This window comes from Bacillus sp. FJAT-27001, assembly GCF_019039175.1.
Lineage (GTDB): Bacteria > Bacillota > Bacilli > Bacillales > Bacillaceae > Bacillus > Bacillus velezensis.
The window spans coordinates 222140-247400 of the sequence record NZ_JAHOAA010000004.1 but is presented as its reverse complement, the minus strand read 5'-3'; the positions used below and the strand labels follow the sequence as shown (position 1 = coordinate 247400).

At 46.9% G+C, this 25261-nt stretch carries 30 protein-coding genes and 1 pseudogene; 11 read left to right on the top strand and 20 right to left on the bottom strand.

Translation table 11 applies throughout. From position 1 onward, the window contains the following. Nucleotides 1-202: 202 nt before the first annotated feature. On the bottom strand, nucleotides 203-1087 hold the full coding sequence (locus tag BGM27_RS15375) for a nucleotidyltransferase-like protein (protein WP_007408569.1): 885 nt from the start codon (nucleotides 1085-1087) through the stop codon (nucleotides 203-205). A 202-nt stretch (nucleotides 1088-1289) separates the two neighbouring features. Between BGM27_RS15375 and BGM27_RS15370 the strand changes: the two genes are divergently transcribed. Beyond that, nucleotides 1290-1643 (top strand): YgzB family protein, encoded by a 354-nt coding sequence (locus BGM27_RS15370; protein WP_007408568.1) that lies wholly within the window; start codon nucleotides 1290-1292, stop codon nucleotides 1641-1643. Nucleotides 1644-1677: 34 nt separating this feature from the next. Here BGM27_RS15370 and perR read toward each other — a convergent pair whose 3' ends face one another. Both perR and bcp read right to left on the bottom strand, forming a co-directional pair. Beyond that, nucleotides 1678-2115 (bottom strand): peroxide-responsive transcriptional repressor PerR, encoded by a 438-nt coding sequence (gene perR, locus BGM27_RS15365; RefSeq protein ID WP_003155465.1) that lies wholly within the window; start codon nucleotides 2113-2115, stop codon nucleotides 1678-1680. A 124-nt stretch (nucleotides 2116-2239) separates the two neighbouring features. After that, nucleotides 2240-2713 (bottom strand): thioredoxin-dependent thiol peroxidase, encoded by a 474-nt coding sequence (gene bcp, locus BGM27_RS15360; RefSeq protein WP_003155466.1) that lies wholly within the window; start codon nucleotides 2711-2713, stop codon nucleotides 2240-2242. A 157-nt stretch (nucleotides 2714-2870) separates the two neighbouring features. Here bcp and BGM27_RS15355 point away from each other — a divergent pair, with 157 nt between their 5' ends. Both BGM27_RS15355 and BGM27_RS15350 read left to right on the top strand, forming a co-directional pair. Then, on the top strand, nucleotides 2871-4160 hold the full coding sequence (locus BGM27_RS15355; RefSeq protein WP_007408567.1) for a glutamate-1-semialdehyde 2,1-aminomutase: 1290 nt from the start codon (nucleotides 2871-2873) through the stop codon (nucleotides 4158-4160). 209 nt (nucleotides 4161-4369) lie between these two features. Next, nucleotides 4370-5437, top strand: coding sequence for an aromatic acid exporter family protein (locus BGM27_RS15350; protein ID WP_007408566.1), 1068 nt, complete (start codon nucleotides 4370-4372; stop codon nucleotides 5435-5437). 78 nt (nucleotides 5438-5515) lie between these two features. Here BGM27_RS15350 and BGM27_RS15345 read toward each other — a convergent pair whose 3' ends face one another. From BGM27_RS15345 to fabL, 5 genes and pseudogenes are all read right to left on the bottom strand, one after another. Then, nucleotides 5516-7258: an ABC transporter ATP-binding protein gene (locus tag BGM27_RS15345; protein WP_007408565.1), complete on the bottom strand. Its 1743-nt coding sequence runs from the start codon at nucleotides 7256-7258 to the stop codon at nucleotides 5516-5518. 82 nt (nucleotides 7259-7340) lie between these two features. Then, nucleotides 7341-7871, bottom strand: coding sequence for a nucleoside tri-diphosphate phosphatase (ntdP, locus tag BGM27_RS15340; protein WP_003155475.1), 531 nt, complete (start codon nucleotides 7869-7871; stop codon nucleotides 7341-7343). 135 nt (nucleotides 7872-8006) lie between these two features. After that, nucleotides 8007-8273 (bottom strand): YgaB family protein, encoded by a 267-nt coding sequence (locus BGM27_RS15335; RefSeq protein WP_003155476.1) that lies wholly within the window; start codon nucleotides 8271-8273, stop codon nucleotides 8007-8009. Between the two features lie 160 nt (nucleotides 8274-8433). Beyond that, a pseudogene (locus tag BGM27_RS15330) lies at nucleotides 8434-8586 on the bottom strand (gamma-type small acid-soluble spore protein); the annotation flags it as partial. Between the two features lie 83 nt (nucleotides 8587-8669). Next, the gene (gene fabL / locus BGM27_RS15325; RefSeq protein WP_003155478.1) at nucleotides 8670-9422 is read right to left on the bottom strand and encodes an enoyl-[acyl-carrier-protein] reductase FabL; all 753 of its coding nucleotides are present in this window, start codon (nucleotides 9420-9422) and stop codon (nucleotides 8670-8672) included. A gap of 81 nt (nucleotides 9423-9503) precedes the next feature. Between fabL and BGM27_RS15320 the strand changes: the two genes are divergently transcribed. Continuing rightward, complete coding sequence (locus BGM27_RS15320; protein ID WP_007408563.1) at nucleotides 9504-9728, top strand: hypothetical protein; 225 nt, start codon at nucleotides 9504-9506, stop codon at nucleotides 9726-9728. A gap of 6 nt (nucleotides 9729-9734) precedes the next feature. Here BGM27_RS15320 and mutY read toward each other — a convergent pair whose 3' ends face one another. Next, nucleotides 9735-10832 (bottom strand): A/G-specific adenine glycosylase, encoded by a 1098-nt coding sequence (gene mutY / locus BGM27_RS15315; RefSeq protein ID WP_007408562.1) that lies wholly within the window; start codon nucleotides 10830-10832, stop codon nucleotides 9735-9737. A gap of 225 nt (nucleotides 10833-11057) precedes the next feature. On the opposite strand from mutY, the gene BGM27_RS15310 reads away from it, so the two are divergent. Beyond that, nucleotides 11058-12041 (top strand): metal-dependent hydrolase, encoded by a 984-nt coding sequence (locus BGM27_RS15310; protein ID WP_007408561.1) that lies wholly within the window; start codon nucleotides 11058-11060, stop codon nucleotides 12039-12041. On the opposite strand, the gene BGM27_RS15305 is transcribed toward BGM27_RS15310, so the two are convergent. The 6 genes from BGM27_RS15305 to BGM27_RS15280 all read right to left on the bottom strand — a co-directional run bounded on the left by BGM27_RS15305 (nucleotide 12038) and on the right by BGM27_RS15280 (nucleotide 18053). Continuing rightward, entirely contained in the window at nucleotides 12038-14623 is a 2586-nt protein-coding gene (locus BGM27_RS15305; protein WP_007408560.1) for a YfhO family protein, read from the bottom strand. The two genes, BGM27_RS15310 and BGM27_RS15305, sit on opposite strands and share 4 nt — an antisense overlap. Before the next feature lie 36 nt (nucleotides 14624-14659). After that, a complete protein-coding gene (locus BGM27_RS15300; RefSeq protein ID WP_003155484.1) occupies nucleotides 14660-15640 on the bottom strand; it encodes a glycosyltransferase family 2 protein in 981 nt (326 codons plus the stop codon). Nucleotides 15641-15850: 210 nt separating this feature from the next. Beyond that, entirely contained in the window at nucleotides 15851-16711 is an 861-nt protein-coding gene (locus tag BGM27_RS15295) for an alpha/beta fold hydrolase (protein WP_007408559.1), read from the bottom strand. Further along, on the bottom strand, nucleotides 16704-17039 hold the full coding sequence (locus tag BGM27_RS15290) for an SdpI family protein (RefSeq protein WP_007408558.1): 336 nt from the start codon (nucleotides 17037-17039) through the stop codon (nucleotides 16704-16706). The genes BGM27_RS15295 and BGM27_RS15290 overlap by 8 nt, the downstream gene beginning before the upstream one ends. Before the next feature lie 85 nt (nucleotides 17040-17124). Continuing rightward, nucleotides 17125-17652, bottom strand: a complete 528-nt coding sequence (locus BGM27_RS15285) for an SH3 domain-containing protein (RefSeq protein WP_007408557.1) — start codon at nucleotides 17650-17652, stop codon at nucleotides 17125-17127. A 131-nt stretch (nucleotides 17653-17783) separates the two neighbouring features. Further along, nucleotides 17784-18053, bottom strand: coding sequence for a YfhJ family protein (locus tag BGM27_RS15280; protein ID WP_003155492.1), 270 nt, complete (start codon nucleotides 18051-18053; stop codon nucleotides 17784-17786). Between the two features lie 123 nt (nucleotides 18054-18176). On the opposite strand from BGM27_RS15280, the gene BGM27_RS15275 reads away from it, so the two are divergent. The 3 genes from BGM27_RS15275 to BGM27_RS15265 all read left to right on the top strand — a co-directional run bounded on the left by BGM27_RS15275 (nucleotide 18177) and on the right by BGM27_RS15265 (nucleotide 19737). Beyond that, nucleotides 18177-18329 carry a small, acid-soluble spore protein K gene (locus BGM27_RS15275; RefSeq protein ID WP_003155495.1) on the top strand — a complete coding sequence of 51 codons (153 nt, stop codon included), beginning with the start codon at nucleotides 18177-18179 and terminating at the stop codon, nucleotides 18327-18329. A 144-nt stretch (nucleotides 18330-18473) separates the two neighbouring features. Next, nucleotides 18474-19385 (top strand): trypsin-like serine peptidase, encoded by a 912-nt coding sequence (locus tag BGM27_RS15270; protein ID WP_007408556.1) that lies wholly within the window; start codon nucleotides 18474-18476, stop codon nucleotides 19383-19385. After that, nucleotides 19348-19737, top strand: a complete 390-nt coding sequence (locus tag BGM27_RS15265; RefSeq protein ID WP_007408555.1) for a DUF2606 family protein — start codon at nucleotides 19348-19350, stop codon at nucleotides 19735-19737. Before BGM27_RS15270 ends, BGM27_RS15265 begins: the two co-directional genes overlap by 38 nt. 39 nt (nucleotides 19738-19776) lie before the next feature. Here the strand turns inward: BGM27_RS15265 and BGM27_RS15260 are convergent, their stop codons facing one another. The 3 genes from BGM27_RS15260 to recX form a co-directional block, all read right to left on the bottom strand. Further along, nucleotides 19777-20970, bottom strand: a complete 1194-nt coding sequence (locus BGM27_RS15260; protein ID WP_025284446.1) for an MFS transporter — start codon at nucleotides 20968-20970, stop codon at nucleotides 19777-19779. 144 nt (nucleotides 20971-21114) lie between these two features. Continuing rightward, nucleotides 21115-21429 carry a YfhH family protein gene (locus tag BGM27_RS15255; RefSeq protein WP_007408553.1) on the bottom strand — a complete coding sequence of 105 codons (315 nt, stop codon included), beginning with the start codon at nucleotides 21427-21429 and terminating at the stop codon, nucleotides 21115-21117. A gap of 6 nt (nucleotides 21430-21435) precedes the next feature. Next, complete coding sequence (recX, locus tag BGM27_RS15250; protein ID WP_007408552.1) at nucleotides 21436-22227, bottom strand: recombination regulator RecX; 792 nt, start codon at nucleotides 22225-22227, stop codon at nucleotides 21436-21438. Nucleotides 22228-22318: 91 nt separating this feature from the next. Here recX and BGM27_RS15245 point away from each other — a divergent pair, with 91 nt between their 5' ends. The 3 genes from BGM27_RS15245 to BGM27_RS15235 all read left to right on the top strand — a co-directional run bounded on the left by BGM27_RS15245 (nucleotide 22319) and on the right by BGM27_RS15235 (nucleotide 23648). Further along, nucleotides 22319-23218, top strand: a complete 900-nt coding sequence (locus BGM27_RS15245; RefSeq protein ID WP_007408551.1) for a TIGR01777 family oxidoreductase — start codon at nucleotides 22319-22321, stop codon at nucleotides 23216-23218. A gap of 57 nt (nucleotides 23219-23275) precedes the next feature. Further along, nucleotides 23276-23386: a YfhE family protein gene (locus BGM27_RS15240; protein WP_003155504.1), complete on the top strand. Its 111-nt coding sequence runs from the start codon at nucleotides 23276-23278 to the stop codon at nucleotides 23384-23386. A gap of 70 nt (nucleotides 23387-23456) precedes the next feature. After that, nucleotides 23457-23648, top strand: a complete 192-nt coding sequence (locus BGM27_RS15235; RefSeq protein WP_007408550.1) for a YfhD family protein — start codon at nucleotides 23457-23459, stop codon at nucleotides 23646-23648. A 39-nt stretch (nucleotides 23649-23687) separates the two neighbouring features. Here the strand turns inward: BGM27_RS15235 and BGM27_RS15230 are convergent, their stop codons facing one another. Together BGM27_RS15230 and BGM27_RS15225 are read right to left on the bottom strand one after the other, a co-directional pair. Then, nucleotides 23688-24272 (bottom strand): nitroreductase family protein, encoded by a 585-nt coding sequence (locus BGM27_RS15230; RefSeq protein ID WP_007408549.1) that lies wholly within the window; start codon nucleotides 24270-24272, stop codon nucleotides 23688-23690. Between the two features lie 76 nt (nucleotides 24273-24348). Then, on the bottom strand, nucleotides 24349-25233 hold the full coding sequence (locus tag BGM27_RS15225; protein ID WP_007408548.1) for a PhzF family phenazine biosynthesis isomerase: 885 nt from the start codon (nucleotides 25231-25233) through the stop codon (nucleotides 24349-24351). Nucleotides 25234-25261: the final 28 nt, after the last annotated feature.

Below are 25261 nucleotides of genomic sequence, written 5' to 3'. Positions count from 1 at the left end.
TGTGCGATTTATTTAAAACTTTGAATTAACAGGTACGTTTTGTCTTGTTTAGTTTTCAAAGATCATTTCAACCTCATCTCGAGGCGACTTTTTCAGTATAACATTTCAGCGAGTTGCTGTCAAATGTTTTTTTGTTTTTATTTCTCCGCCGCTGTGAGCTTTTTGTTGAAGCGCATCAGCGACGTTTAATAATATACCATGCCTATGATTCAGCGTCAACACTTTTTTTGAAAGAATATCCTCGATGATATACTTCCTGCCCTTTGGTCTCTATTTGAGATACTTCAACAAAGCCTTTTTCCGTCAGGTAATCAAGCATAACACCAAGATCTTGGGTGAAGTGCACCAGTTCAGGGTGCTGAAGCAATTCTCCAAACTGCCACATTTCTTTTTCTTTCATCACTTGAAAAAGGTGGGCAGAACCGATTTCAGCTTTTGAATGGATGAGAAAATCATTTGCTAAGAATAATAATTCGAGCCTTTTCTCCAAACTTTCGTGACTCTCGACAAGTTCGGAATATAGCTTATATACCTGCGGCTCAATGTGACGGACCTGGTTCCAGACTGTCGTTTCGGGATAAAACCCCCGGTCAATCACTTCTATGCGGGCCAAATGGTGAAGAGCATGCACTACCGCATAATATGCATCCAGAAAATGATCAGCTTCAAAAAACGCTTTTCCTTCTACAAATCTTCTGATCAGCTTGCCGTATTCCATTCCGATCTTTAATTTCCGCTCGGCGAAAGGAAAAGTGCTGAGCCGGTCATTGAGTTCAGATATATATTCATTGCGGTCAAACAGCACTTTGCCGTTGATGATCCAATCTATGACTCTTCTATTGGTCCCAAGCAGAATCCATTCCTGAAGCAGAGCATCCGTTACAATATGTAAAGAAGCGGTTTTTTGTTCGAATTCATAATGCTTTATAAAAAGAGGTTCATCAGCCTGTTTGACAATGACAAGCATGACCGCATCAAAGTTATCCGTGATGGATGATGCTTTACTCCTTCTCTCAATCATAAGGACGGCCAGCGTATCGGGATGACTTGCTCTTTCTTGGTAAATTGGACGGAGAAGATTGTCCATTACGATTCCTCCAATGCGATTGTTTCACTAGCTATTGTTTCTACATTTCTATGATAAAACATGAAAGTCCTTTTTTCTAAACACATTGCACTATTATAACAAATTTCCTTTCAGGTGCCATATTTATTCTTCCCTTTTCTTACGAAAACATGAAGAATATGCCATCTGTTTTGTGCTATAGTTAAACGAGAGGGGGATGGACATGGCGAAATACTCAAGCAAAATTAATAAGATCAGAACGTTTGCGTTAAGTTTGGTTTTCGTTGGGTTTATCATTATGTACATCGGGCTGTTCTTTAAGCAGTCTGTTTTGCTTGCCAGCTTGTTTATGATTCTCGGCCTGCTGTCGATCGGGCTCAGCACCGCCGTTTATTTTTGGATCGGCATGCTGTCCACAAAAGCGGTCCGGGTGATGTGCCCCGCTTGCGAGAAAGAAACGAAGATTCTGGGCAGAGTGGATATGTGCATGCATTGCAGAGAGCCGCTTACATTGGATAAAGGATTGGAAGGCAAAGCGTTCGATGAGTCTTATAACAGAAAAAACAGTGTAAAATAAACGAAGCTGACCGTATCAAAGCGGTCAGCTTCGTTTAGTGGTTTTCTTTTTTGGAACATTCTTGGCAGACGCCGTAAATCTCCAAACGGTGGTGGCTTACCTTAAACCCCGTGACGTGAGCCGCAAGCTGTTCCACTTCGTCAAGCCCGGGATAATGGAAGTCTACGATTTTTCCGCAGCTTTCACAAATGGCGTGATAATGGTCAGAGGTGACAAAGTCAAATCTGCTGGACGCATCTCCGTACGTCAGTTCCTTTACAAGCCCAGCTTCCCGGAATACACGCAAATTGTTATACACTGTCGCAACACTCATATTAGGGAATTTCCCTTCCAAGGCTTTATATATATCGTCCGCTGTCGGATGTGCCATAGAATCCACGAGATATTCCAGAATGGCATGACGTTGAGGAGTAATCCGGACTCCCGTATCCTTCAACGTGTCTAAGGCTTCTTTTAATTCATGTGCAGCCATCCGTCATGCACCTCTCTTCTAAAAAAGATTCTTACTTTATAATGTTTATAATTAGTGTACATCTTTTTCCGGTCTCCTGTCAAATGTAATCTGAAGAAAACCCCGTGAGTTCAGCATTTGTCCATTAATTAGACGCAATTTGTTCCAATTCTCGAAGCGCCTCGGCAACGTGATCTTTCACTTTTACCTTTCTCCACTCCTTCACAAGACGGCCTTCTTTATCTAACAAAAAAGTGGATCGCTCGATACCCATATATTCTTTCCCAAAATTCTTTTTCAGCTTCCACACATCAAAAGCTTCCGCCAATTTGTGCTCATCATCAACGAGGAGCTGGAAAGGAAGATCGTGTTTTTGCTTAAATTTTTCATGTTTATCACGGCTGTCAGGGCTTACTCCGATAATAACCGCATCAAGTCCCGCGAAACTTTCGTGCTGATCACGGAAATCACATGCTTCCGTCGTGCATCCGGGTGTCATGTCTTTCGGATAAAAATAGAGAACGACGTACTTCCCTTTAAAATCCGTCAATGCTACTTCTTCCCCGCTGTCATTCACTAATTTCATATCCGGTGCTGTTTGTCCGATTTCAATCGTCATTTCTTATACCTCCGGGTTTTTTATTAAGCGTATCCAATTCACGTTAAGATTACAACCGTTATCCTTCCGCTCTTTTCTGGAAGCATGAACCGTTGTGCTCGCAATGAAGCATGCTACAATAGAACATGATGTAAGGAGATATTAGGAGGGTCATTTTTTGTATACAAAATCAGTTGAACTTCATAAGGAAGCGTTAGAGCATATCGTCGGAGGCGTGAACAGCCCGTCCAGATCCTATAAAGCGGTAGGCGGCGGTTCACCCGTTGCGATGGAAAAAGCGAACGGCGCTTATTTCTGGGATGTAGACGGGAATCAGTATATCGATTATTTAGCGGCTTACGGCCCGATTATTACCGGACATGCCCATCCGCATATTACTGAAGCGATTAAAACAGCGGCTGAAAACGGCGTGCTGTACGGGACGCCGACCAAACATGAGGTCACTTTCGCCAAAATGCTGAAGGAGGCCATTCCTTCACTTGATAAAGTACGATTCGTAAACTCAGGCACTGAAGCGGTAATGACAACGATCCGGGTTGCACGCGCTTATACAGGCCGGACAAAAATCATTAAATTCGCCGGCTGCTATCACGGCCATTCTGATCTCGTACTTGTCGCTGCGGGTTCCGGTCCGTCTACGCTCGGCACTCCTGATTCCGCCGGCGTGCCGAAAAGCATCGCCAATGAGGTGATTACCGTTCCTTTCAATGATATTGAAAGCTACAAAGCCGCGCTGGATAAGTGGGGTTCAGAAATTGCAGCGGTTCTCGTCGAGCCGATCGTCGGCAACTTCGGCATCGTTGAACCTGAAGAAGGATTTTTAGAACAGGTAAATGAATTGACCCATAAAGCGGGCGCGCTCGTCATTTATGATGAAGTGATCACGGCGTTCCGTTTTATGTACGGAGGCGCGCAGGATCTTCTTCAAGTGAAGCCTGATTTAACGGCGCTCGGTAAAATTATCGGGGGCGGCTTGCCGATCGGCGCTTACGGAGGCAAAAAAGAGATCATGGAGCAGGTTGCTCCGCTCGGCCCGGCATATCAAGCCGGCACAATGGCCGGAAACCCGGCATCTATCCTATCAGGCATCGCCTGCCTGGAAGTGCTGAAGGAAGAAGGCGTTTATGAGCGGCTTGATGAGCTCGGCGCCAGACTTGAGCAAGGCATTCTCGCCCATGCGGAGACACACGGCATTACCATCACCGTCAACCGTTTAAAAGGCGCGCTCACGGTTTACTTCACTGATGAAAAGATCGTCAATTACGAGCAGGCGGAAAATACGGACGGAGAAGCATTCGCCAAGTTCTTCAAGCTGATGCTTGAGCGCGGCATCAATCTCGCTCCATCGAAGTATGAAGCTTGGTTTATCACAACCGCACATACTGAAGAGGATATCGACGCCACTTTACAAGCCGTTGAAGATGCGTTCAGACATATGAAAAAATAACTGCTGAAACAAGCGGGAGCCCGGGGCTTCCGCTTTTTCTTTTTGTCCGATTTGTGAGATAATGGTTTTTTCAAAAAAAGACCTTGAATAATTGGTATGATCCCTGTATATTACTTTATTGTTTAGCAAATCAGCCGACAGGGAAATGTAAGTGTCAGCCGTTCGTTCGGCACATAATTTATTAGAGAAAGGAATGCACGCACAAACCAATGAAACTTGGTGCCCGCATTTTTAAAACAGGGATTGCGATTACGCTCGCGCTCTACTTAGCATCATGGATCGGACTTCCGTCGCCGATCTTTGCCGGGATTGCAGCTATATTTGCCATACAGCCCTCTATTTACAGGTCTTTTCTTATCATTATTGATCAGGTTCAGGCAAATATCATCGGCGCTGTCATCGCTACGGCATTCGGACTGATTTTCGGACCGAGTCCGATTATGATCGGATTGACCGCAGTGATTGTCATCACGATCATGTTAAAACTGAAAATTGAACACACCATTTCGATTGCGCTCGTGACGGTTATCGCAATTTTAGAAACACCGGGAAACAGCTTCCTGACGTTCGCTCTGATACGAACAAGCACCGTTATTTTAGGCGTGCTGTCTTCTTTTATTGTGAACCTTGTGTTTCTTCCGCCGAAATACGAAACGAAGCTGACTCATCATACGGTTGAATATACCGATGAGATCATGAAATGGATCAGGCTGACGATGCGTCAGTCCACGGAACACTCGATATTGAAAGAGGATATTGAGAAGCTGAAGGAAAAGATGATGAAGCTTGATCATACGTACCTTCTTTATAAAGAGGAGAGAAGCTACTTTAAGAAAACGACGTATGTAAAGTCGCGCAAGCTTGTATTGTTCAGACAGGCGATTATTACGGCGAATCGGGCGCTTGATACGCTGAAAAAGCTGCACCGCTATGAAAACGAGATTTATCATATGCCGGAGGAATTTCAGGAGACGCTGACAGAAGAAATTGATTATCTGCTTCATTGGCACGAAAGGATTCTGATGCGGACGGTCGGCAAGATCAAACCGCATGATGACGATGCTGAAGAAAGCATAAGATATAAACAGCTTTTGACGAAGTCTTTCTTGAAAAATCAGCAGAACTGCGAGGATGAACTGCTTGATTACAATATGCTCAGCATTATGGCTGCGGTTGCGGAATACCGCGAGCAGCTGGAGCATCTCGATACATTAATTACGAGTTTTCAGACATACCACCCGAAAGACAGCGAATTAGAAACAGACGATGATGAGTAACCCGGTGCTCTAGATAACCGGGTTTTTTTGCATTAAAAAAAACGTATGCCGCCCATTCGGACGGCATACGTTTTTGTATCAGTTCAAATTCTGAATCGTAAATAAGTGTCTGTACTGGCCGCCTTGGGCCATTAATTCCTCGTGCGTGCCGGTTTCGACGACAGCGCCGTTTTCCATGACGACAATTTTATCCGCGTGCGTAATCGTGGACAGCCTGTGGGCGACGATAAATGTCGTCCGGTTTTTCGCAAGCTTTTCCATCGCTTCCTGAATGTAGTGTTCACTTTCCAGATCAAGAGCCGATGTCGCTTCATCCAAGATTAACAGCGGCGGATTTTTTAAGAATACACGCGCGATGGAAATCCGCTGTTTCTGCCCGCCTGACAATTTGACGCCCCGTTCGCCGACTTTGGTTTCATAGCCTTCGGGGAAATTCATAATAAATTCATGGGCATTTGCCGCTTTCGCAGCCGCAACCACCTCATCCAGAGACGCTCCCGGTTTACCGATGGCGATATTTTCACGAATCGTCTCACTGAACAGAAACGTATCCTGAAGCACCATTCCGACTTGATTGCGGAGGCTTCTCGCTTCATAATCGCGAATATCTGTGCCGTCAATCAGCAGGCTGCCGCCGGATACATCATAAAAACGCGGTATGAGGCTGACAAGCGTCGATTTACCGCCGCCGCTCATCCCGACGAGCGCGACGGTTTCCCCTTTTGTCACCTTTAAGGAAACGTCCTGCAAAATCGTTTCTTTTCCTTCCTCATAACGGAACGAGACATTTCGGAATTCAACTTCGCCCTTAATGCCGTCAGCTTTTACTGCATTCGGTTTATCAGTCAGTTCATACGGCTCGTCGATAAATTCAAATATGCGGTCCATTGAAGCGATCGACTGGGTCAGCGTCGTCGATGAGTTGATCAATCTTCTGACCGGATTGTACATTCTGTCAATATAGCCGACGAACGCAACCATCGTCCCTACCGTCAGCGGACCGTTTATGACAAAATAACCCGCAAACGCGATAACGAGCAGCGGCGCCAAATCCGTAATGGTATTCACGACTGCAAACGTTTTTGCGTTCCAATTCGTATGACGGATCGCTCTGTCCAGAAAATGTCCGTTTTTTTCATCAAAATTGGCTTGTTCATAATCTTCAATGGCAAAACTTCTGATGACGGGCATCCCCTGAACTCGTTCGTGCAAATGTCCCTGAACTTGGGCGAGTGCCTGAGAACGCTCCCGTGTCAGTTTTCGGAGACGGCCGTAAAAGTATTTCACTGAAATTCCGTATAACGGAAACAAAATGACAGATATCAATGTCAGCTTGACATCGAGTGTAAACATAATGCAGATGACGATCAGCACCGTCATCATATCAAGCCAGATATTCATCAGTCCCGTTATGACAAAGTCTTTTGTCTGTTCGACATCATTTATCACCCGGGAAATGACTTCGCCCGTTCTCGTGTTGGCATAAAACCTCAGGCTCAATTTTTGAATATGATCAAACAATACTCCCCTGATATCATAGAGCACCCGGCTGCCCGTCCATTGCGCGAAGTATTGCCGATAGTACTCTACCGGGGGACGCAGAATTAAAAACAGCACGAACATGATGCCCATTATCGTGAATAGCGATGATGTTTTAGCGCTTGCCGTTCCGCTCCCTTGAATAATGTCATCGACCACGTATTTTAACAGAAGCGGGAGAGCCAGCGGGATGGAGAATTTTATGATGCCGATTAACACTGTGATTAAAATTTGTTTTTTATAAGGTTTTACAAATTGCATATAGCGTCTGATTACGCCCACACTTTATCCCCCTCTCTCTTTAAGGCGTGTGAGCCCATGTGAAAAACCTGTTGACACCCCAACAGGTTTTTTATTGTATTCTTTATTTTGTATAGCGCAGATACCGTTCATACCACATATCAACAAATTCCGGAGCAAACGGTCCTTTCCGCTGATGAATCCAGTGCAGCAGCGTATTCAGATACTCCTTCAGAATGCTGTCGATCTCTTTAGGGTAATTCATTGATTTGCGGTGGTCATCGTATTCATCCTCGTCAAGAATGTTATACGTCATATCCGGAAACACCTTGACATCCAAATCGTAATCAATATATTTGATGGCCTCTCCGTCATAAGCGAACGGCGAGCTGATGTTGCAATAATAGTGTACCCCGTCATCTCTCAGCATTCCGATGACGTTAAACCACTGACGGGCATGAAAGTAGCAGATCGCCGGTTCTCTCGTCACCCACGTCCGTCCGTCGGATTCCGTCACCATTGTCCGGTCGTTGGCTCCGATGATACACAATTCCGTACTTTTTAAAATCGTCGTTTCATTCCAAATTCGATGAAGCAGCCCGTTATGCTTATAGCTGTGAATTTGAATGGTTTCTCCTTCCTTGGGATATCCCATATTTCTCCCCTACTTTCTGTAAAGCCCTGCAGTCAATGCAGCCGCAATTGCTTTCCGACAAGTCTTTTCACTATTATAACGTTACGAATTAAAAAATGAAAATAAAAGAACCACTCCGCTTCCGGAATGGCACATTCATTTCTGCACATAGGAAGACGGCTTTTCCGTGCTGCGATAAGACTGGATGACTTGCTCTGTCTGCCTTTGGAATAACTCCTGTATGCCGGCCAGGTCTTTTCGCTTTGTCGCAATTTCGTCCTGTACATTGTCCAGCTTTGCATCTCTTTCCAGACTGATGAGTTCCGCTTCCACCTGCCGGCAGCGGTCAAGTTCTGACTGCAGCTCGAGAAGCTGATCCATGATTTTCATCTGTTCACTTACAAGCTTTTCAAACTCTGACATCGGGTTCCTCCTTAGGCTTTTAGGTTGATACTCCTTACCATTTCGATTTTCCGCCGGAAAACCCTTTGACTCATTCTGTAGAGGAATCACAAGTTTTGTCGTTTCGGCAACAGAAAAAAGCACTTCCATCCGAAGATGAAGTGCTTTTTCGTTTCAGTGATTAGCTGTTTTGCTGTTTGTTTTGTTCAGCAGATTGGTTTTGCTTTCTAACCTGCTGCGCATCAGTTTCACTGCCGAATTCAGTGCCGAATTGACCCTGACCGGAAGCTGATTGCTGGTTTTGTCTTTTCACCTGCTGAACGTCTGTTTTGCTGAATTTTGAGTTTGCCATTGTTATCACCTCCACGCACTTTAGAATGCGCAGGAGACGATAGGGCTATTCATCTTTTTTAAAACTTATACGAGCAGAGAGCGTCCGCCGTCAATAATGATGGTCTGGCCGCGGATCATATCCGCTTTTGAAGAAACTAAAAACTCCACCGTGTCGATCATATCTTTAATCTCGACCATTCTGCCGGCCGGCGTATTTTGGCGGGCATCTTCCAGCAGTTCATCTCTGTTAGGGAAATGCTTCAGCGCGTCCGTATCTATCGCTCCGCCTGACACCGCGTTTACGATGATATTTTTCGGGGACAGCTCAACCGCCAGATAACGGGTTAACGATTCTAAAGCGGCTTTTGAGACACCGACCGTCGTATAGTTTTCAAGATAGCGGATGCTGCCGAGCGAGCTGATGCTGACGATGTGGCCGCCTCCGTTTTTCTCCATCATCTTTGCCGCTTCCTGGGCGCAGAAAAGCAATGCTTTCGCATTGATATTCATCGTCCAGTCCCAGTGTGTTTCTTCGAGTTCCATGACCGGTCTCAGCACGCCTGAAGCCGCATTATTGACGAACACGTCCAGTCTGCCGAATGTTTCGTCAATCTGGCGGAACATGTCTTTGATTTTTGCCGGCTGGCCGACATTGGCTTTAATGACGAGCGTTTTCACGCCGAGTTTTTCAATTTCTTCGGCGGTTTCTAATGCCGCTTTTTTACTGCGGGCGTAATTGATGACGATGTTGTATCCTTTTTCCGCGAGTCTGATGGCCGCTGCTTTCCCGACGCCGCGGCTGCTTCCCGTGATCAGTGCGCATTTATTTTGTTCCATTTTTCCTCAGCTCCTTGCTGTGTATAGTTCTTTTCATTCAACAAACAATAAAAGCAATATGTGTTGAAAGGGGTCTTTTATATGTATGTCGGACGTGATATGGGCGAATTGGCCATGATGCCCAAAAAAGATTGGAGAGATTCAGAGCTCGCCTATTTCCATCATGCCTTCCAGCAAATTATGCCGTATTTAAACGAAGAAGGCCAGTCCAAATACCGGGAACTGATTCAGGAAATCGAAGCCCGCGGCGGACTGAAACGGAATGAAGCGGATTACGGCCACGGCACTCGCGTCAGCTATGACTGACGCTTTTTACAGGCGGCCGCTTTCTTCCGCCATTTTCCATATCTTTTGATGGGAAACGGGAAATGCGTATTCCTCGAGCTCCTCTTTTGTGACCCGTATGAATTCCGTTGTATCCGACACTTGTTTTACTTTACCGAAAAAGACCGAAATATTCCAGACGAGATGGGTGAAAACATGTTCTACGATACCTTCCAGCTCCCCGATTTCAGCGGTTGTTCCCATCTCTTTTTCTAAATAGGCTTCAAGCTGCTCTCTTTCGGTTTTGATTCCTTTCTGGGTTTCGGTATTCGGAAACTCCCACAAGTTGGCGAGCAAGCCTTTTGGCGGCCGTTTATGAATATAGACATCGCCTTGATCGTCTGTCAGCACAACGGCTGCCATTGTTTTTATTCCGGGCTTTTTCTTTTTGCTTTTAACGGGCAGCTCCCGCTCTGTCCCTTCCGCAAATGCCGAACAGTGCTTTTGTACGGGGCAAAGCAGGCAGGACGGCGATTTCGGGGTGCAGATGATCGCGCCGAGCTCCATTAAACCCTGATTGAATTCAGATGGTTTTTCATGAGAAATGAAAGCGGATACCGCCTGTTCGAAAATGGTTCTGGTTTTAGGTTTTGCGATATCGTCCCATATGGAAAGAATTCTCGACATGACACGCATCACATTGCCGTCTACGGCGGGGATCGGTTTGTTGTATGCGATGCTGAGCACGGCGCCTTTTGTATAAGGGCCGACGCCTTTCAGTCCGCCAAATTCCTTTTCCTCGGCAGGGACGACTCCCCCGTACCGCTCATGCACTTCTTTTACGGCACTTTGCAGATTTCTTACACGGGAGTAATAACCTAGCCCTTCCCAGGCTTTGAGCACTTTTTCCTCATCGGCTTCAGCGAGCGCCGAAACGGTCGGAAATTGCTCAACAAACCGCCGGAAATAAGGGATGACGGTATCTACGCGCGTCTGCTGCAGCATCACCTCTGACACCCACACCCGATACGGGTCCTGATTTTCTCTCCACGGCAGAATTCTCTGTTCTCTTTCGAACCATGTAATTAAGTCCTCGCGAAATTTGTCTATATCTTTTTGTTTCATTTTTTCTTCAAGTGCGTTCATATCTTCTCCTCAGATGTTTCGGGTTCCGCTTTTCTTGACACCGTATTTTGGTGTAAACTTAGGGCACGTTACGATAATATGTTACATTAAATAGTGATAAAGAAAAAGCGGAAACATATGAGAACGGCGGATAAACGCCATGATTGGGCAAACAGAAAATGGGGAATATCTTATAATGCGAAATATGCGGGCGACTGATTGTTAACGCCTGCTAGGAGGTCAACAATGGATACTGGCACTCACGTTGTCATGGGTATCGCGCTTGGCGGAATCGCAACTCTTGATCCTGCCGTCGGCATGCACACCCCCATGTCTCAGGCAGTTATGATCGCCGCTCTTGCCGGCTCTCAGGCACCTGATATTGATACCATATTGAAGCTGAAAAATAATGCCGTTTATATTCGAAATCATAGAGGGTTCACGCACTCCATTCCCGCCGTTTTATTTTGGTCCGTTCTGATTCCGGGTATTTTGTTTATGTTTTATCCGGAAGCGAACTTTTTGCACCTGTGGCTGTGGACGCTTCTCGCTGTCGTTTTGCATGTGTTTGTTGACATTTTTAACGCGTACGGCACGCAGGCCATCCGCCCGTTTTCGAGAAAATGGATCGCTCTCGGTTTAATCAATACCTTTGATCCGTTTATTTTCGTCAGCCATTTGGCCGCGATTGCCGTGTGGTATATCGGAGGTCATCCGGGCGTGACATTTCTGATGCTTTATATCATCCTCGCAGGTTATTACACCGTCCGGTTTTTGATGCAGCTGAGGATAAAGCGAAGGCTGCGCGAAATGATTGAAGAGGAGATTGAAACCATCATTATTTCGCCGACGATGAAATTCAGGCAGTGGCGTATCGCCGTGACGACGGCGCATGCCTTTTATGTCGGCAGAAGCCTTGACGGCCATGTCGTGATATTGGATACATTCAACCGCGTGCCCGTTCCGGAAACCGATGTGATGAAGGCCGCGAAACAGGACGAAAATATTGCAGCCTTTCTTTCATTTTCCCCCGTTTACAGGTGGGAGGTCGATACCTTTAAAGATCATTATGAGGTGCGCTTTATTGATTTGCGCTACCGGAGCAAAGGCCACTATCCTTTTGTCGCCATCGTCCACCTCAGTCATGATTTAGAGCTTCTCTCTTCTTACACGGGCTGGATTTTCAGCGAGGAAAAATTGCAGAAAAAATTAAAGCTCGGCTCTGTTTAAGAGCCGGGCTTTTTTTGTCTTCTCACATATATAACCGCAAACACGAGGCTGATCACCGATAGAGCGGCCGCGGGTTTAAAAAACGGCGGGTAATACGTTAATTGAATATCGTTTTTTCCTTTTTGCGCTTTAAATCCGATAAAGGAATAATCCGCTTTTTCAATCTGCTCTTTTCTGCCGTTTATCTTCAGCTCCCAGCCTTTTTCATATGGAATCGGAAGCATGATATACGGCGCGCGGGTTTTGTTATCATACGAGATATGAAGCGTATTTCCGCGCCAGCTTAGATCGGCCCGCGGTTCTTTTTCCGCTTTTCGGTATGCGCTTTTCAGCGTATCGTATCGTTCTTCATAAAGCGCCAGTCTGTCAAGCTGATACGATCCTTTCGGCAGACGGATTTGAATGTTTTTTGTTTTCGGCACTCTCACAGTAAGATCGTTGACACCTGTTTTGTAAATGGATTGATTCGATTTTCTCGTTGTCGTGTAATCGTTCACTTTTAATGTAAAGCCCTGGTCCTTCGCTTTATTCTTCAAATAAAAGCTGACGTAATAATCGCCGCCGTCCATCTTAGCGGCTTGCGGCGTAATGATCAGGCCGCCGCCGTCTTCGTTTACCGTCAGGATGCCGTTATGATAATCGCCATGTTCGGCCGCTACCTCTGCATGGCGGATCATATTTTTCGCCTCAGGCGCTTTTTTCGTGTTGGTTGTGCTTGATTCCATGACGATCCCGTCAAGCATTGCCCGCTCCCTGGCAAGGGCGGGCGCTTTTTTCAGGCCGCCCTCGTTATATACGCGATCGGCTGTCCGTACGAATGGAAGCATATATTGATTTTGATAAACCGCATAATGGGTTGATTCCATGATTTTTTTGAACCCGTACGGCACGCCGGCCTCGTTTGTTTTTTCCGTCATATAATATTTTCCGTAAAGCAGGCTGTATAAATTAGCCCTGTTTCCTAATGTCGCATAGCGGCTGACGCTTTCTCTGCCCATGTCAATCTGGAGGTCGTTCCAGTAAAAGGACAGCAGATTGCGGTTCAGTATGCTTGAGTATACGCTGAATCCGTTGAACCCGTATATGATCGGGGTGTTATTGAAAACACCGTTCATCCAATCTAAACGGGCAAACGGATCAGGGTCTTTTTCTTTCAGACGCTGAATGAGCTCTGATTGTTCTTTGCCTTTATAGTCAGCACCCGTCATAAAGGTATGCGATACCGTATAAATCTTCCCGCCTTCTGATAAAGCATATTTTTCATATGTATTAGCCGTAAGCACCGCCGTAAGCAAAATGACGGCATAGACGGCAGGCACCGCGCCTTTCAGTCTTGTCTTTGCTGCAAAGAAAGCGGCTATGCTCAGCACCAGAAGAAGGATGACGGGCAGGTTGGCGTGATCAGAAATATCCAGACTGTACCGCCTCACCTGGCTCCAATAGAGCAGAACGACGAGTACGGCGGACATCAGCATACTCTTCATGCTGATGTCTGAAAGCTTAGAAAGCCCGGCTGAAACAGTTCCGGCAATCGTGAAGCATAGGACGTATTCAAACCTGTTCTGCGGAGCTGAAAAACCGTTAAAGGCACTTGCCGCGAACGGACTGAAGTGAAACAGAATATACAGCAGACTGATTCCCGCAAACAGCCGGAACAAGCGGTTTTTGTATAAAGTAAATGTAAATAGAAAAAGCAAAAAAGCCGCCGGCAGGATGATTATCCGGCTAGAAAATAAAATGTTGTCGGAAAAATCAAGCCATGCAATATGCTCTGAATACGGAGGCCGCAGATTATGAAGGTATCCGTATACGACAGGAATAAAGGAAACTGCGCTTATGCCGAACCCGAGAAGGCCCGACAGAATAAATATCCTGCATTGAGTGAGCCTTTCCGCCTCATTGCCTTCAAGGGGGATCACCCACCTGAATAAGATATAAACGCCGATGAAAATCAGATTAATATACGCAAAATAAAAGTTGTTGATCAATGTCAGCGCACAGGCGAAGATAAACCACGCCGGCTTTTTTTCCCGGATGATTTTTTCCGCGCCCAACACAAGCAACGGCAGCCACACCATACTGTCAGTGAAAAAGTCCCAATATACCTCATGCCGGAAGTAGATAATCGAGACCCCGTACAACACGGCGCCGGCAAAAGCAGGCACCGTCCGTTTAACGAAATAACGGAACACACACGCTGCCGTGAATATGATAAAACTCTGCTTGACAATGCTGATAAAAACGGAGGCCTGCGCCCAAAACAGCGCATCAGCCTCACCCGTCAGCTGAATAAGCTGCAAAAAGCGGACAGCGGCGGAGATAAACAGGAATAGAAAAGAAGTAGAGAAATAATAGCCGAGCTGACTGTACACGCCCCCGCCCAGTCCGAACGAATAGCTGTAAAACAGCCTGCCGTTCATATATTGATCAAACAGCAGCTTTTTGAAGACCGCCATTTGGGCGATCCCGTCTCCAGACCCCGTCATATAGCGGCCTGCCGACCACTCTTTTAAGAAAAAAATATGAGCGGCTGCCGCAGCCAGCACACAGGCTGCCGGCAAGATCCATTTGTTTTTTTTCATACAACGTCCCCAGACCCTGCGCACAGCGGCGGCTGTTTAATGGTTCCACTTGCGCTTTTTTGTATAATTCGTTTCATTTTGTTCTCCGTATGTTATATTCGCTTCTTTAATTAAATAGTGCGGGCGTTTTTTTGTTTCATAGTAAATCCGGCCGATGTATTCTCCGATGATGCCGAGACTCAAAAGCTGGATGCCCCCTAAAAACAGCACGGCGGAAATAATGGTGAAGTATCCGGGTACGGACACGCCGTGTGTCAGAATATGAACAAAGGTCGTTACAATATAAACCATCGACAGAAGCAATATCAGAATACCGGTGAAAAAGCATACCCTAAGGGGCTTGTTGTTGAAGGAGACGACACCGTCCATTCCGTAGTTGAACAGATTGCTGAATGACCATTTGGACGTGCCGTTCTTCCTTTCGACATTTTCATAAAATACGATTTTCTGGTCAAACCCGATCCAGCAGAACAGCCCTTTCGAGAAACGGTTCCCTTCACTCAGCTTCAAAAGGGCATCAACGGCCTGCCGGCTCAGCAGGCGGAAATCTCCGACCCCGTCACGCAGGTCCACTTCGACGGCTTTGTTGATAAATTTATAATACAGGGAAGAAAGCACGGAACGCACGGGGCTGTCCCCTTTTCGGTTGCGTTGCGCGATGACTTGGTCATACCCTTCTTCATAGCCTTGAATGAAGTCTTTCAGCAGATGGGTCGGATGCTGCAGATCGGCGTCCATCACGATTACCGCTTCGCCCTGCACGTGTTCAAATCCTGCCAAAATGGCCGCTTCTTTCCCGAAGTTGCGGGAAAAAGATATGTATTTGACGCGATGGTTTCTGGCGGCCAGTTCTTTAATCTGCTGAAGGGTGTCATCCGCGCTTCCGTCATTGATGTAGAAAATTTCATAGTCATAATGAATCGTCTGAAACTCTTTTTTTAAAGATTCATGGATGAGCTTGACGTTGTTCCCTTCATTGTAAGACGGAATAATAATTGAGATTAACCTTTGTTTCATGAAGGCACCTTCTTTGTATTATTCTTTTTTTAGGACGGCCTTAAAGGAATTGTCCGCAAAACTTCAGTAAGGCTTTTCCTTTTTTTAATGACGTTTAAACCCTTTTTTTGTTACAGGGAAAGAAAATTTTTTCTGCATATGATTTATATTTTGTCATGTTTTTCGGCAGATATGAGAAAAAAAAGAAAAAGTCTGTACGCGGGACAGACTTTATTGCTGAAGGTATTCATGAATCAAATGGCTGACAATGCGCGGTTTTTCGTGAATGACCCAATGTGAGGCATCATCTATGAAGATTAAGTCGCCGTTTGGAATCATCCGTTTTGTTTCCTTGGCGAGCTTTTTGCTCAGCGCTCGGTCATTGACGCCCCATATTAATCGGTACGGAACGGGCATTTTAAGCGGAACGGCAGGGCCTAAACCGCCGGCTCTGATCGCCCGGTACCAGTTCAGCATCGCCGTGAGCGCTCCTTTTCTGCCCCAAGCTTCTTTGTAGCTGTCGACATCTTCCCGTGAAAAAAGCGCCGGGCGTTCAGATAAGCCGATCGCGTGATCCAATACGCGGTAATCGTCTTCAGACAATCTCCGTTCCGGCTTTTCCGGAAGCTGAAAGAACGCGATATAAGAGCTTTTCTTCCACTGCGGCGGGTAGAACGGTGTGACCTTCCGCATAACCGCCGGGTGCGGGATATTGACCGTGATCAATTTTTCAACGTATTGCGGCCGCGTGGATGCCAAATGCCAGGCCACGGCTCCTCCCCAATCGTGGCCGATGACGACGGCTTTGTCATCTGTAAAATGAGTGATCAGCCCGATAATGTCGTCTCTGAGCGTATCAATGGTATAGTTTTCAATGCCCTCCGGTTTGTCACTGAGATTATAGCCGCGCTGATCAGGCACGACAACATGGTATCCGGCATCCGCCAGCGGTTTGATCTGGCTCTTCCAGCCGTACCAGAATTCCGGAAACCCGTGCAGCAGCACCGCCAAAGGACCGTCTTTCGGACCGGCTGAAGCCGTGTGCAGCGTCACTCCGTTTGTTTCGATCATGTGAAACGTAATGTCATTCATCGATTCTCCTCCCCGTTTGTTTCAATCTTCTTTCTGTTAAGACGATGATCAGTACGCTGATCGCAATCAACAGTACGGCCTGAACGATCAGGGCGAACGGCTGAGTCAGCCGGATAAGCAGGCTGCCCGCAAATCCAGCTGCCGCCGATATAAGGCCGAACAAAATCATGAGAAGCGCACTGAATCGATTGCCTTCTTTCCACTGCGACTCATCCGCCATAGAGCGCTTCGTCCGATATCCGTACAGGCTGTTGATCGACTTCGGCGGAAAAAATGTGACTAAAATGCCGGCCGCAGCCATCAGAAGGCCGCCGATCACCATTATCATATCCCTCACTCTCCTTTTCATCTTTTACGAAAGGAAAGGCGGAAGGTTTCAGAAAAAAAGCAGGCTCATTCGCCTGCCTGAATCTTTATTTTTGAGTTAAGTCGGCCGTTTTCACATAACCTGCTTTCCCGCCGTATGTGACGTACGCCCATTTACGGTCAAACCCTCCGTCATGGCTGAACCCCCAGCCGAGCACATTGACGGTTTCACCCGCTTTAACGGACCCTTTTTTGCCGGTTTCCAAAGTCGGCGTATAAAAAGCGGTTTGTTTCGCCGTCACCGCCTTCACCGGCTGCTTCATCAGAAAATGTGTGGAGATATAGGCTTTGTGCCCTTTGTAGTCAATCTCAGCCCAATCTGCTCCTTGAAGCCGTTTAACCTTTACGGAATCCTCTGAACGAAGCGTGCCGATAATCGACCCTTGTTTATTTGGTTCTTTGCGGACGTTAAGTTCTCCTGCTTTCACGATATATGTATCTGCTGCGGTGTCTATTTTTGTCTGCTGAACTGCTGCGGCATTCGCTGCCGGATCAAAAAAAACGGTGCCTGCGGCTAAAAATAAGCAAAGTCCTGCGGCCGGAATAAATGCGGTTAACCCCTTTTTCATGTTCATTGTGGTTCCTCCCCGCTATTTTATAAGTTATTACACATTTCCACATTCCGCGGGCCGTCAAACATGATTTTCCTATTTCTTTTATAAAAAGAAAAAACCGCCGGACGGTATCCGGCGGGCGAACTGCTATGTTAATGCAGGAGACCCCTGCTTTGATCCAAATAATGAGAAACGTCTTCCCGTACGCTCTGGAACATATGGAGCTTGCTGCCGTATGATTCGATCCATTCCTTGACCACGCGTTCCGTCATTTGCTCTCCTTGATACGGGCGGCCGGCTTTTGCGTAAGTCGCTTCGAAATCTCCCCATAAAAGCTCAACCCAAGTTCGCGCTTGCAAATAGCTGAGCATGTCATTTTTCTCAAGCAGCAAATTCGTCAGTTTGTCGATATATGTATTCATGTCTCTGTCTCCTTTCCTTGGGAAAACCTGCTGCTTTTACGCAGCTTGTCACAGGCATATACTAACTTTACGTCTTCAGTCCAGAAGGCGCAACCTTTTGATATTGGCCGAGGGGGAAAACAAATGGTCCGGAACAAGGCAAAAGGATTTCCTAATCAGAACAATAATAAGTTTGAAGGCGAACCGCGGGCAAAGGATGACTACGCTTCTAAACGGGCGGACGGTTCAATTAATTCGCACCCGCAAGAGCGCATGAGAGCTTCAGGCAGACGATAACACACACCGTAAGAGACCGGGAATGACCCGGTCTTTTTTTTGCGGAAAAAAACATCCTTTTGCGGTCATAACGCTAAATAAATTCCATAATATGTTAAATGTTAAAACGAAAACCGGTAGACAAAAAAGGAGGGGTTTTATAAAATGAAGACAGTTTCACAACGATTGCTGAGCCTTACCGCATTCTTACTGTCAGTTTCATTATTTGCTGTTTCAGCTGAAGCAGCGGGCAGCCCGCAGACATCTGTATCAAACAGCGGTGAGGAGTTTGACGCAAATCAGAATCAGCCTGTACAAACAACACAGACATCCCCCGCTTATGAAGGAACGGGCCTCACCAAAAGACAGCTTGCACAAAACAGCAAAGCTGACATCAAGTCATTAAAGCCTTCCAGTATTATTGGGACAGACGAACGAATCAGAATTTCTCCTACAACATCATTTCCATATCGAGCGACAGCACAGCTGACCGTTACATACAGCGGCAGCACAAGCACCTACGGATGCACCGGTTTTTTTGTCAATGCCGACACGATCGTTACGGCGGGACATTGCGTGTATGACCAGAAAAACGGCTGGGCATCTAAAATTACGGCAGCTCCGGGCCGCAACGGATCATCGTACCCGTACGGCTCTTATTCAGGCAAGACATTCTACAGTGTCAAAGGGTGGACAGAAAACGGTGACACAAACTACGACTACGGGGCAATCAAAGTAAACGGGTCGCCCGGGAATACTGTCGGCTGGTACGGCTACCGGACGACCAACAGTTCCAGTCCGGCCGGGCTTTCCTCAACCGTGACAGGATATCCGTGCGACAAAGTGTCCGGTTCCATGTGGTCGGACAGCAAGCCGATTCGTTCTGCCGAGACATATAAACTCACTTATACGACAGATACGTACGGCTGCCAGAGCGGATCGCCCGTTTACCGCAATTACAGCGACACCGGCCAGACCGCCATTGCGATTCATACAAACGGCGGGTCGTCTTACAATCTGGGAACAAGGGTGACAAACAGTGTATTCGACAACATTCAATATTGGTCAAATCAATAAAGCTTTTGTTTTCTTTCTCGCGGCGGCCGTTTTATGCGGATGCGGCAAAGCGAATGATTCCGCCGCCAAAAAAGCATTGCCCGTTACGCTCCATGTTGAGGATGCAGACGGTTCACCGGCGGCCGGTGTGACGGTCACCGTGATGAAAGCGGCGGAGTCAGATCATCAGCCGAATATAGACCGCGGAGAGATAATAGGCAAGACTGATCACCACGGCGAGATTGCATGGAAAAGCGGCGCGAAAGGAACCTATGCCGTCGTTTTTGAAAAAGACGGAGTACCGGAAACCCGGAATATGTCCTTAGCTGAGAGTGATAAACATACGGTGATCAGCATTACATTGAAGCACTGAAAAAAGCTTGCAGGCGGAATATCCCCTGCAAGCTTTTTGTTACCCTTTATGCACTTGGTATTCATAGACATCTTTCTTCTCAGACAGATGAGCGAACGTGGAAAGCACAAGGCCGAGAGCCGTCATCAGCGCACCGCCGGCAAACAGCCATGAGTAAGATCCCGTTCCCCCGAGAATCAATCCGCCGATCCAGGCGCCGAGCGCGTTTGCCAGGTTAAAGGCGGAAACGCTCACCGCAGCGGCGATTGTCGTGCCGTTTTCTGAGGAAGAAATAACCTTGGTCTGCAAAAGCGGCGGCGTGCCGAACGCACATGCGCCGAATAAAAATGTCGCTGAAACCGCGGCGGCGGGAAAAACAGCGATATAAGGGAAAATCGCCAAGACGCCGATCAAGCCGATCATCACACCGATCATCGTGCGTGTCAGCAGTTTGAGCGGCACTTTCCCCGCGAAGAAATTCCCCGCCACTCCGCCGAGACCGTAGGCAAATAATGCGCCTGTGATGCCGACTGTGCCGAACCCCGCTGAATCTCTTAAAATCGGCTCAATAAACGTGTAAGCGATAAATACGCCTGAGTAGCCGAGAATGGTGATCGCAAAGGAAAAAATCACTTGCTTATGCTTAAAGACACTCCATTCATTCATCAGCATCGGAATCACTTTCGGTTTCCGGTTCGGTACGACCAGCATCAGTCCGATCAGCCCGATCATGCCTAAAACGGAAATAATGAAAAAGACGGCCCGCCAGTTAAGGGCATCTCCTAAATAAGAGCCGAACGGGACACCGAGCATCAGCGCCACGGTTAATCCGCCGTTCATGGAAGCCGCGGCGGCGGAACGTTTTTCAGGCGGCACCATTTCACTCGCAAACACCATGGCGATCGCAAAAAAAGCTCCGTGGATGGATGCGGATAAAATTCTGGAAATCGCCAGCACGGCGAAGTTTGGCGCAAAGACGCTCATCAGGTTGGCAAGGACGAAGATGCCCATTAACCCTAGCAACACCGGCTTTCTTGGCAGCTTAACCGCGATAATGGTTACGATCGGGCCCGTCAGGCAGACGCTCGCCGCGTACGCCGTAACAAGCATGCCCGCTGAAGATACATGTATATGAAAGTCATCGGCAATCGACGTCAGAATACCCATGACAGCATATTCCGTATACCCGATGGAAAATGTGCAAATCATTAACACAAAAATCATTAATTTCACAGATGGCTGTTTCATTTTGATATTCAACGCAAATCGCCTCCTTTTTATTTAAAAAACAACGAATTCCATCTTAAAAGATATCAAAAATGAATTCAATCATTTTTTACTGAAAGTATGAAACGAATGTGCCCGAAAAGAAAAAGAGGCCGGAACCGGCCTCTTTTGTTATTTTTTTTCTTTTAAAACGGAAATCGGCAGTGCTTCTTCCCCGTCAGACGGGGAAGATCTGTGTCCCCAGGCGAATACGCCGTTGATGTAATCAATGCGGAAAGTGTCATCAGAACCTTCTATCTGATACACCCCGCCGGGCCGAAAGTCTTCCGGGTTCAGCATGTAAGCTTTGGCCATCGTAATTTTCCGTTCAAGCACGGCCAGTTCATTTACAATGCCCATCTGTTCCGCTTTTCGCGCTTTTTCCGTCAGTCCCGCAATTTCTGTCTGTAGTTCATGAGGCGTCATTTGACTGTATCGTTTGTCCATTTCAGTTTACTCCTCTTCCTGCAAGAATTGATCAATATCGTCAATCGAGAATCCTTTTCTGAATAAGTACTGTTTGACCTTCATTCCGCTTTCATAACTGCCGTCATAGCGGTATTTCCTGATCGCTTTTTCCGCATGAGCCTTCAGAGCTTCCATCTCGGCTTCATCATCATTTTCATACTCAGTCTGTTCCAGAGCGGCATTGATGACGTCGAAAGGGAAACCTTTTCGCTGAAGCTGCATCTGCGCCCGCTGTCTGATCTCTTTTGTGGACAGCTTTTTGTCTTTTTTCAGGATTTTGCCGATATGTTTCAGCGCTTCTTGTATCTGCTCATCAAATGTAAACGCACTGAGCGTCTCCTTGATGGTATCGTCGTCTATTCCTTTCGCTTTCAGCTCGCGGAACAGGACGTCAGGGCCTTTGCCGTTTGTTTTTTTGTGGGTGCTCGCATAGGCTTCGGCAAATTCTTTGTCATTTAAGTAGCTGTAATCGTACAGTTTATGGATGACTTCAGAAATGACCATGTCCGGTGTTTCTTTTTTCTTCAGATGATCCCGGACTTCTTTTTCAGAGCGCATCCGGTATGATAAAAATTCTACGGCGCGGTTAAAGGCTTTTTTCACGTCATCGCCGTACTGGATTTCAAGAATGTCAAACTCGTCCAGTTCTTTCCCTTTTTTCAGGTCAAAACGCACAAGCACGTCGGCGTCGACGCTGAATGCATATTTCTCATCAAGAAAGATGTTGAAGCGCTCGGTATTTTTCTTTTGGGTCGATATTTTTGTAATAAACGGCATCCCGGTCTCCTTTCCCGCCCCGATGTTCAGGCGTTTTTCTTTTTGGCAAATGAGGTACAGTATATGTATCAACGTGTAAGGAGAGATGGATATGAATATCGCGATGACAGGCGGCACTGGTTTTCTGGGCCGGCATCTGACAGGTGTGTTTACCCGCCGGGGACATCATGTCTATATTTTATCAAGAAAACAGAGAGAAACCGAACAAAAAAATGTGACATATGTTCAATGGCTGGCCGAAAACGCGGCGCCTGAGCGCGAGCTTCCCCCTATTGATGTATGGGTGAACCTCGCCGGCAAATCCATCTTTGACCGCTGGACGGACACAACGAAGGAACAAATCATCTCAAGCCGGGTAGAAGCGACGAGAGAAGTCAGACGGATTATGAAGCAGCAGCCGAAAAAACCCCGGGCTTTGATTCAGGCCAGCGCCGTCGGCATTTACGGCACAAGTACAGAGAAAACGTTCACCGAACAGTCCGATACGTCAAATGAAGACTTTCTCAGTCATACGGCTCATATATGGGAGCGTGAAGGCCAGAAAATTGAAGCGCTCGGCATCCGGACGGTATATGCCAGATTCGGGGTGATGCTCGGTGAAAAAGGCGCCCTGCCGCTCATGGTTCTCCCTTATAAGCTGTTAGCCGGAGGCACCGTCGGCTCTGGACGGCAATGGCTGTCATGGGTTCATGTCGATGACGCCGCGGAACTTATTGCTTTTGCGGCGGAGCATGATGACTTGTCCGGTCCCATGAATGTGACATCGCCGAACCCCGTAGAAATGAAGCAATTCGGAAAGACGATCGCAAGTGTCCTGCACCGCCCCCATTGGATTCCCGTACCGGAATTTTTTCTGGAGAAGGCCTTGGGAGAAATGAGCCTGCTGATCGTAAAAGGCCAGCTCGCCCTGCCTAAGCAGGCGCTGACATCCGGTTTTCAATTTACGTATGAAGAACTTGATTTGGCTTTAAAGGATCTCTTATCTGCATAAAAACGGAAATAAAAGCCAATCCTATTGGTATTCTGTTTTGAAGGAGGGTCTTCTTTTATGGAAAAGAAGCGCGAAAAACATCAGCAGGGAGCCAATCTGAAAAAAATGCAGGAAGTCCTTTATTCCGGTGAATTCAAAAAAGCGGAAAGAGCAGCCAAACGGAAATAAACTGAATAAAGATCGGGACCGGGCAGATACTATGTTTGTTTGACATCACTTTTTTCAGGGGGCGATTGATATGGGCAGAAATCATACTCACAAAAACCGTGATAAAAACAAACAAAAACTTCCTCAAGTTCCGGATGCTTTGAAACACGAAACAGACGGCACGTACGAGGAATATTCAAGCGAGCTTGCTGATTCCGCTGACCGTGAAGCGCAGGCGCGGATGAAAGCCGCTGACAACAGAGCTAAAAGCAAAACCCGCTAATACGAAATCCCCGCCTCTGTATAGAGACGGGGATTTTTTTTACAGTTCGGTAAACAGGCTTTTTGCCGGCGTCCGTTCTTTCGCCTTAGGCTGTTCATCCGGATAGCCCGTTTGAATGATGGCGGCAAAGCGCTCATTGTCAGCAAGGCCGAAGTCTTGGTGCACCTGTTTGTCATACATAATGCGGCCGCTTTTCCAGACCATGCCGATGCCGTTTTCATGTGCGAGAAGCTGAAGGTTTTGAATCATGCCGCTCAGCGCCGCAAAATCATCGTTTCTCGTAAATTCATTTTCATCTTCTTTTAAGACGACCAGCAAAAATCCCGGAACGGCGCTGAGGTTTTTTCTCATGTTCCGCTCTTTTTCCTCGTTGAAATCATCTTTTATCTTTTTGAAAAATGAGACGTAGCTGTCCGCAAGCTTTGCTTTTCCCGCTTCGCTTGCTGCGTAGATAAAACGCCATGGCTCCGTCAGTCTGTGGTTCGGTGCGTAAACGGCCGTTTCAAGCATATCTAATATGACTTCAGAAGGTACGGTTTCCGGTTTAAACGACCGGATGGATCTTCTGTTTCTGATTGTATGTGCAAGACTTTCGTTTTGCTGTAATTGTTCGGTTTTCGGCATGCCGATTCACCTTCCTATCCAAATGAAAATGATTATCATTTATAATATAACGGATACGACCGGCTTTTGTAAACCGTTACGGAAGCTGAAAATTGATTGTTTCGGCATACACGGCCGTTCCCGTCATCTTGATGTTCATCTCTCCGTTTTCCTCCGCGATCCTGATTTCCACTTTTCCGTCTTTCCCGATTTCCTGGCCTTGTTCAATCGTGAGGCATTCGGCTTCGGAGCCTCCGTATTGCCGCATATAGGCTGCCATGACGCCTGAAGCGGTTCCCGTGACGGGATCTTCGGTCGTTCCGGAGAAAGGGGAAGAAAAATGGCGTCCGTGCAGATCACTTTCCGGATGAACGGTTTCCAGAGAAAACGGATGAACGCTCGCTTTCGGAAGATCGCGCAAAATAGCGGGGAATTGTGCGTTGTCCGGCACCATATTCCGTGATGCTTTAAGTGATCTCAGCGGAACAATCAGTGTCCAGATCCCCGTTGATCCGTAAACAATCGGCAGCCCGCTGTGAAAATCCTCAGCCGTAATCCCGAGCGAGGCGGCAAGCTTTTCTTTGTCGCCCGTAAACGGCAGAAATTGCGGGGGAGCCTGTTCGAGTGTGATGTATACCCGGCCGTTTCGTTCAGCGGCTTTTGCGGGAAGAATGCCGGCTTTTGTTTCAATTTGATATGTCTGATCAGCCTGAAGCCTTCCCTTTTCAATTAATGCGTAAAGAGAGGCGACGGTAGCATGTCCGCATAAATTCATTTCATGGCCGGGTGTAAAATAGCGGATGCGCAGATCGGCTTCTCCGCTTTTACAGAGAAATGAGGTTTCGTTGTACCCTGCCATTTCGGCGATCATCTGCATCTCTTCATCTGAATAATCATCTCCGTTAAAGACGATTCCCGCGGGATTTCCCAAATCAGGAATATTGGAAAACGCTTCATATTTAAACACGGTTGCCTGTTTCATTCATCAGCCTTCCTTTCACCTTATGATC

What these genes read in the sequence shown, in the direction of transcription:
- BGM27_RS15375 (WP_007408569.1), bottom strand. Translation starts at nt 1,087, where the DNA reads ATGGACAATCTTCTCCGTCCAATTTACCAAGAAAGAGCAAGTCATCCC.
- BGM27_RS15370 (WP_007408568.1), top strand. Translation starts at nt 1,290, where the DNA reads ATGGCGAAATACTCAAGCAAAATTAATAAGATCAGAACGTTTGCGTTA.
- perR (WP_003155465.1), bottom strand. Translation starts at nt 2,115, where the DNA reads ATGGCTGCACATGAATTAAAAGAAGCCTTAGACACGTTGAAGGATACG.
- bcp (WP_003155466.1), bottom strand. Translation starts at nt 2,713, where the DNA reads ATGACGATTGAAATCGGACAAACAGCACCGGATATGAAATTAGTGAAT.
- BGM27_RS15350 (WP_007408566.1), top strand. Translation starts at nt 4,370, where the DNA reads ATGAAACTTGGTGCCCGCATTTTTAAAACAGGGATTGCGATTACGCTC.
- ntdP (WP_003155475.1), bottom strand. Translation starts at nt 7,871, where the DNA reads ATGGGATATCCCAAGGAAGGAGAAACCATTCAAATTCACAGCTATAAG.
- BGM27_RS15335 (WP_003155476.1), bottom strand. Translation starts at nt 8,273, where the DNA reads ATGTCAGAGTTTGAAAAGCTTGTAAGTGAACAGATGAAAATCATGGAT.
- fabL (WP_003155478.1), bottom strand. Translation starts at nt 9,422, where the DNA reads ATGGAACAAAATAAATGCGCACTGATCACGGGAAGCAGCCGCGGCGTC.
- BGM27_RS15320 (WP_007408563.1), top strand. Translation starts at nt 9,504, where the DNA reads ATGTATGTCGGACGTGATATGGGCGAATTGGCCATGATGCCCAAAAAA.
- mutY (WP_007408562.1), bottom strand. Translation starts at nt 10,832, where the DNA reads ATGAACGCACTTGAAGAAAAAATGAAACAAAAAGATATAGACAAATTT.
- BGM27_RS15310 (WP_007408561.1), top strand. Translation starts at nt 11,058, where the DNA reads ATGGATACTGGCACTCACGTTGTCATGGGTATCGCGCTTGGCGGAATC.
- BGM27_RS15305 (WP_007408560.1), bottom strand. Translation starts at nt 14,623, where the DNA reads ATGAAAAAAAACAAATGGATCTTGCCGGCAGCCTGTGTGCTGGCTGCG.
- BGM27_RS15300 (WP_003155484.1), bottom strand. Translation starts at nt 15,640, where the DNA reads ATGAAACAAAGGTTAATCTCAATTATTATTCCGTCTTACAATGAAGGG.
- BGM27_RS15295 (WP_007408559.1), bottom strand. Translation starts at nt 16,711, where the DNA reads ATGAATGACATTACGTTTCACATGATCGAAACAAACGGAGTGACGCTG.
- BGM27_RS15290 (WP_007408558.1), bottom strand. Translation starts at nt 17,039, where the DNA reads ATGATAATGGTGATCGGCGGCCTTCTGATGGCTGCGGCCGGCATTTTA.
- BGM27_RS15285 (WP_007408557.1), bottom strand. Translation starts at nt 17,652, where the DNA reads ATGAACATGAAAAAGGGGTTAACCGCATTTATTCCGGCCGCAGGACTT.
- BGM27_RS15280 (WP_003155492.1), bottom strand. Translation starts at nt 18,053, where the DNA reads ATGAATACATATATCGACAAACTGACGAATTTGCTGCTTGAGAAAAAT.
- BGM27_RS15275 (WP_003155495.1), top strand. Translation starts at nt 18,177, where the DNA reads ATGGTCCGGAACAAGGCAAAAGGATTTCCTAATCAGAACAATAATAAG.
- BGM27_RS15270 (WP_007408556.1), top strand. Translation starts at nt 18,474, where the DNA reads ATGAAGACAGTTTCACAACGATTGCTGAGCCTTACCGCATTCTTACTG.
- BGM27_RS15255 (WP_007408553.1), bottom strand. Translation starts at nt 21,429, where the DNA reads ATGGACAAACGATACAGTCAAATGACGCCTCATGAACTACAGACAGAA.
- recX (WP_007408552.1), bottom strand. Translation starts at nt 22,227, where the DNA reads ATGCCGTTTATTACAAAAATATCGACCCAAAAGAAAAATACCGAGCGC.
- BGM27_RS15245 (WP_007408551.1), top strand. Translation starts at nt 22,319, where the DNA reads ATGAATATCGCGATGACAGGCGGCACTGGTTTTCTGGGCCGGCATCTG.
- BGM27_RS15240 (WP_003155504.1), top strand. Translation starts at nt 23,276, where the DNA reads ATGGAAAAGAAGCGCGAAAAACATCAGCAGGGAGCCAATCTGAAAAAA.
- BGM27_RS15235 (WP_007408550.1), top strand. Translation starts at nt 23,457, where the DNA reads ATGGGCAGAAATCATACTCACAAAAACCGTGATAAAAACAAACAAAAA.
- BGM27_RS15230 (WP_007408549.1), bottom strand. Translation starts at nt 24,272, where the DNA reads ATGCCGAAAACCGAACAATTACAGCAAAACGAAAGTCTTGCACATACA.
- BGM27_RS15225 (WP_007408548.1), bottom strand. Translation starts at nt 25,233, where the DNA reads ATGAAACAGGCAACCGTGTTTAAATATGAAGCGTTTTCCAATATTCCT.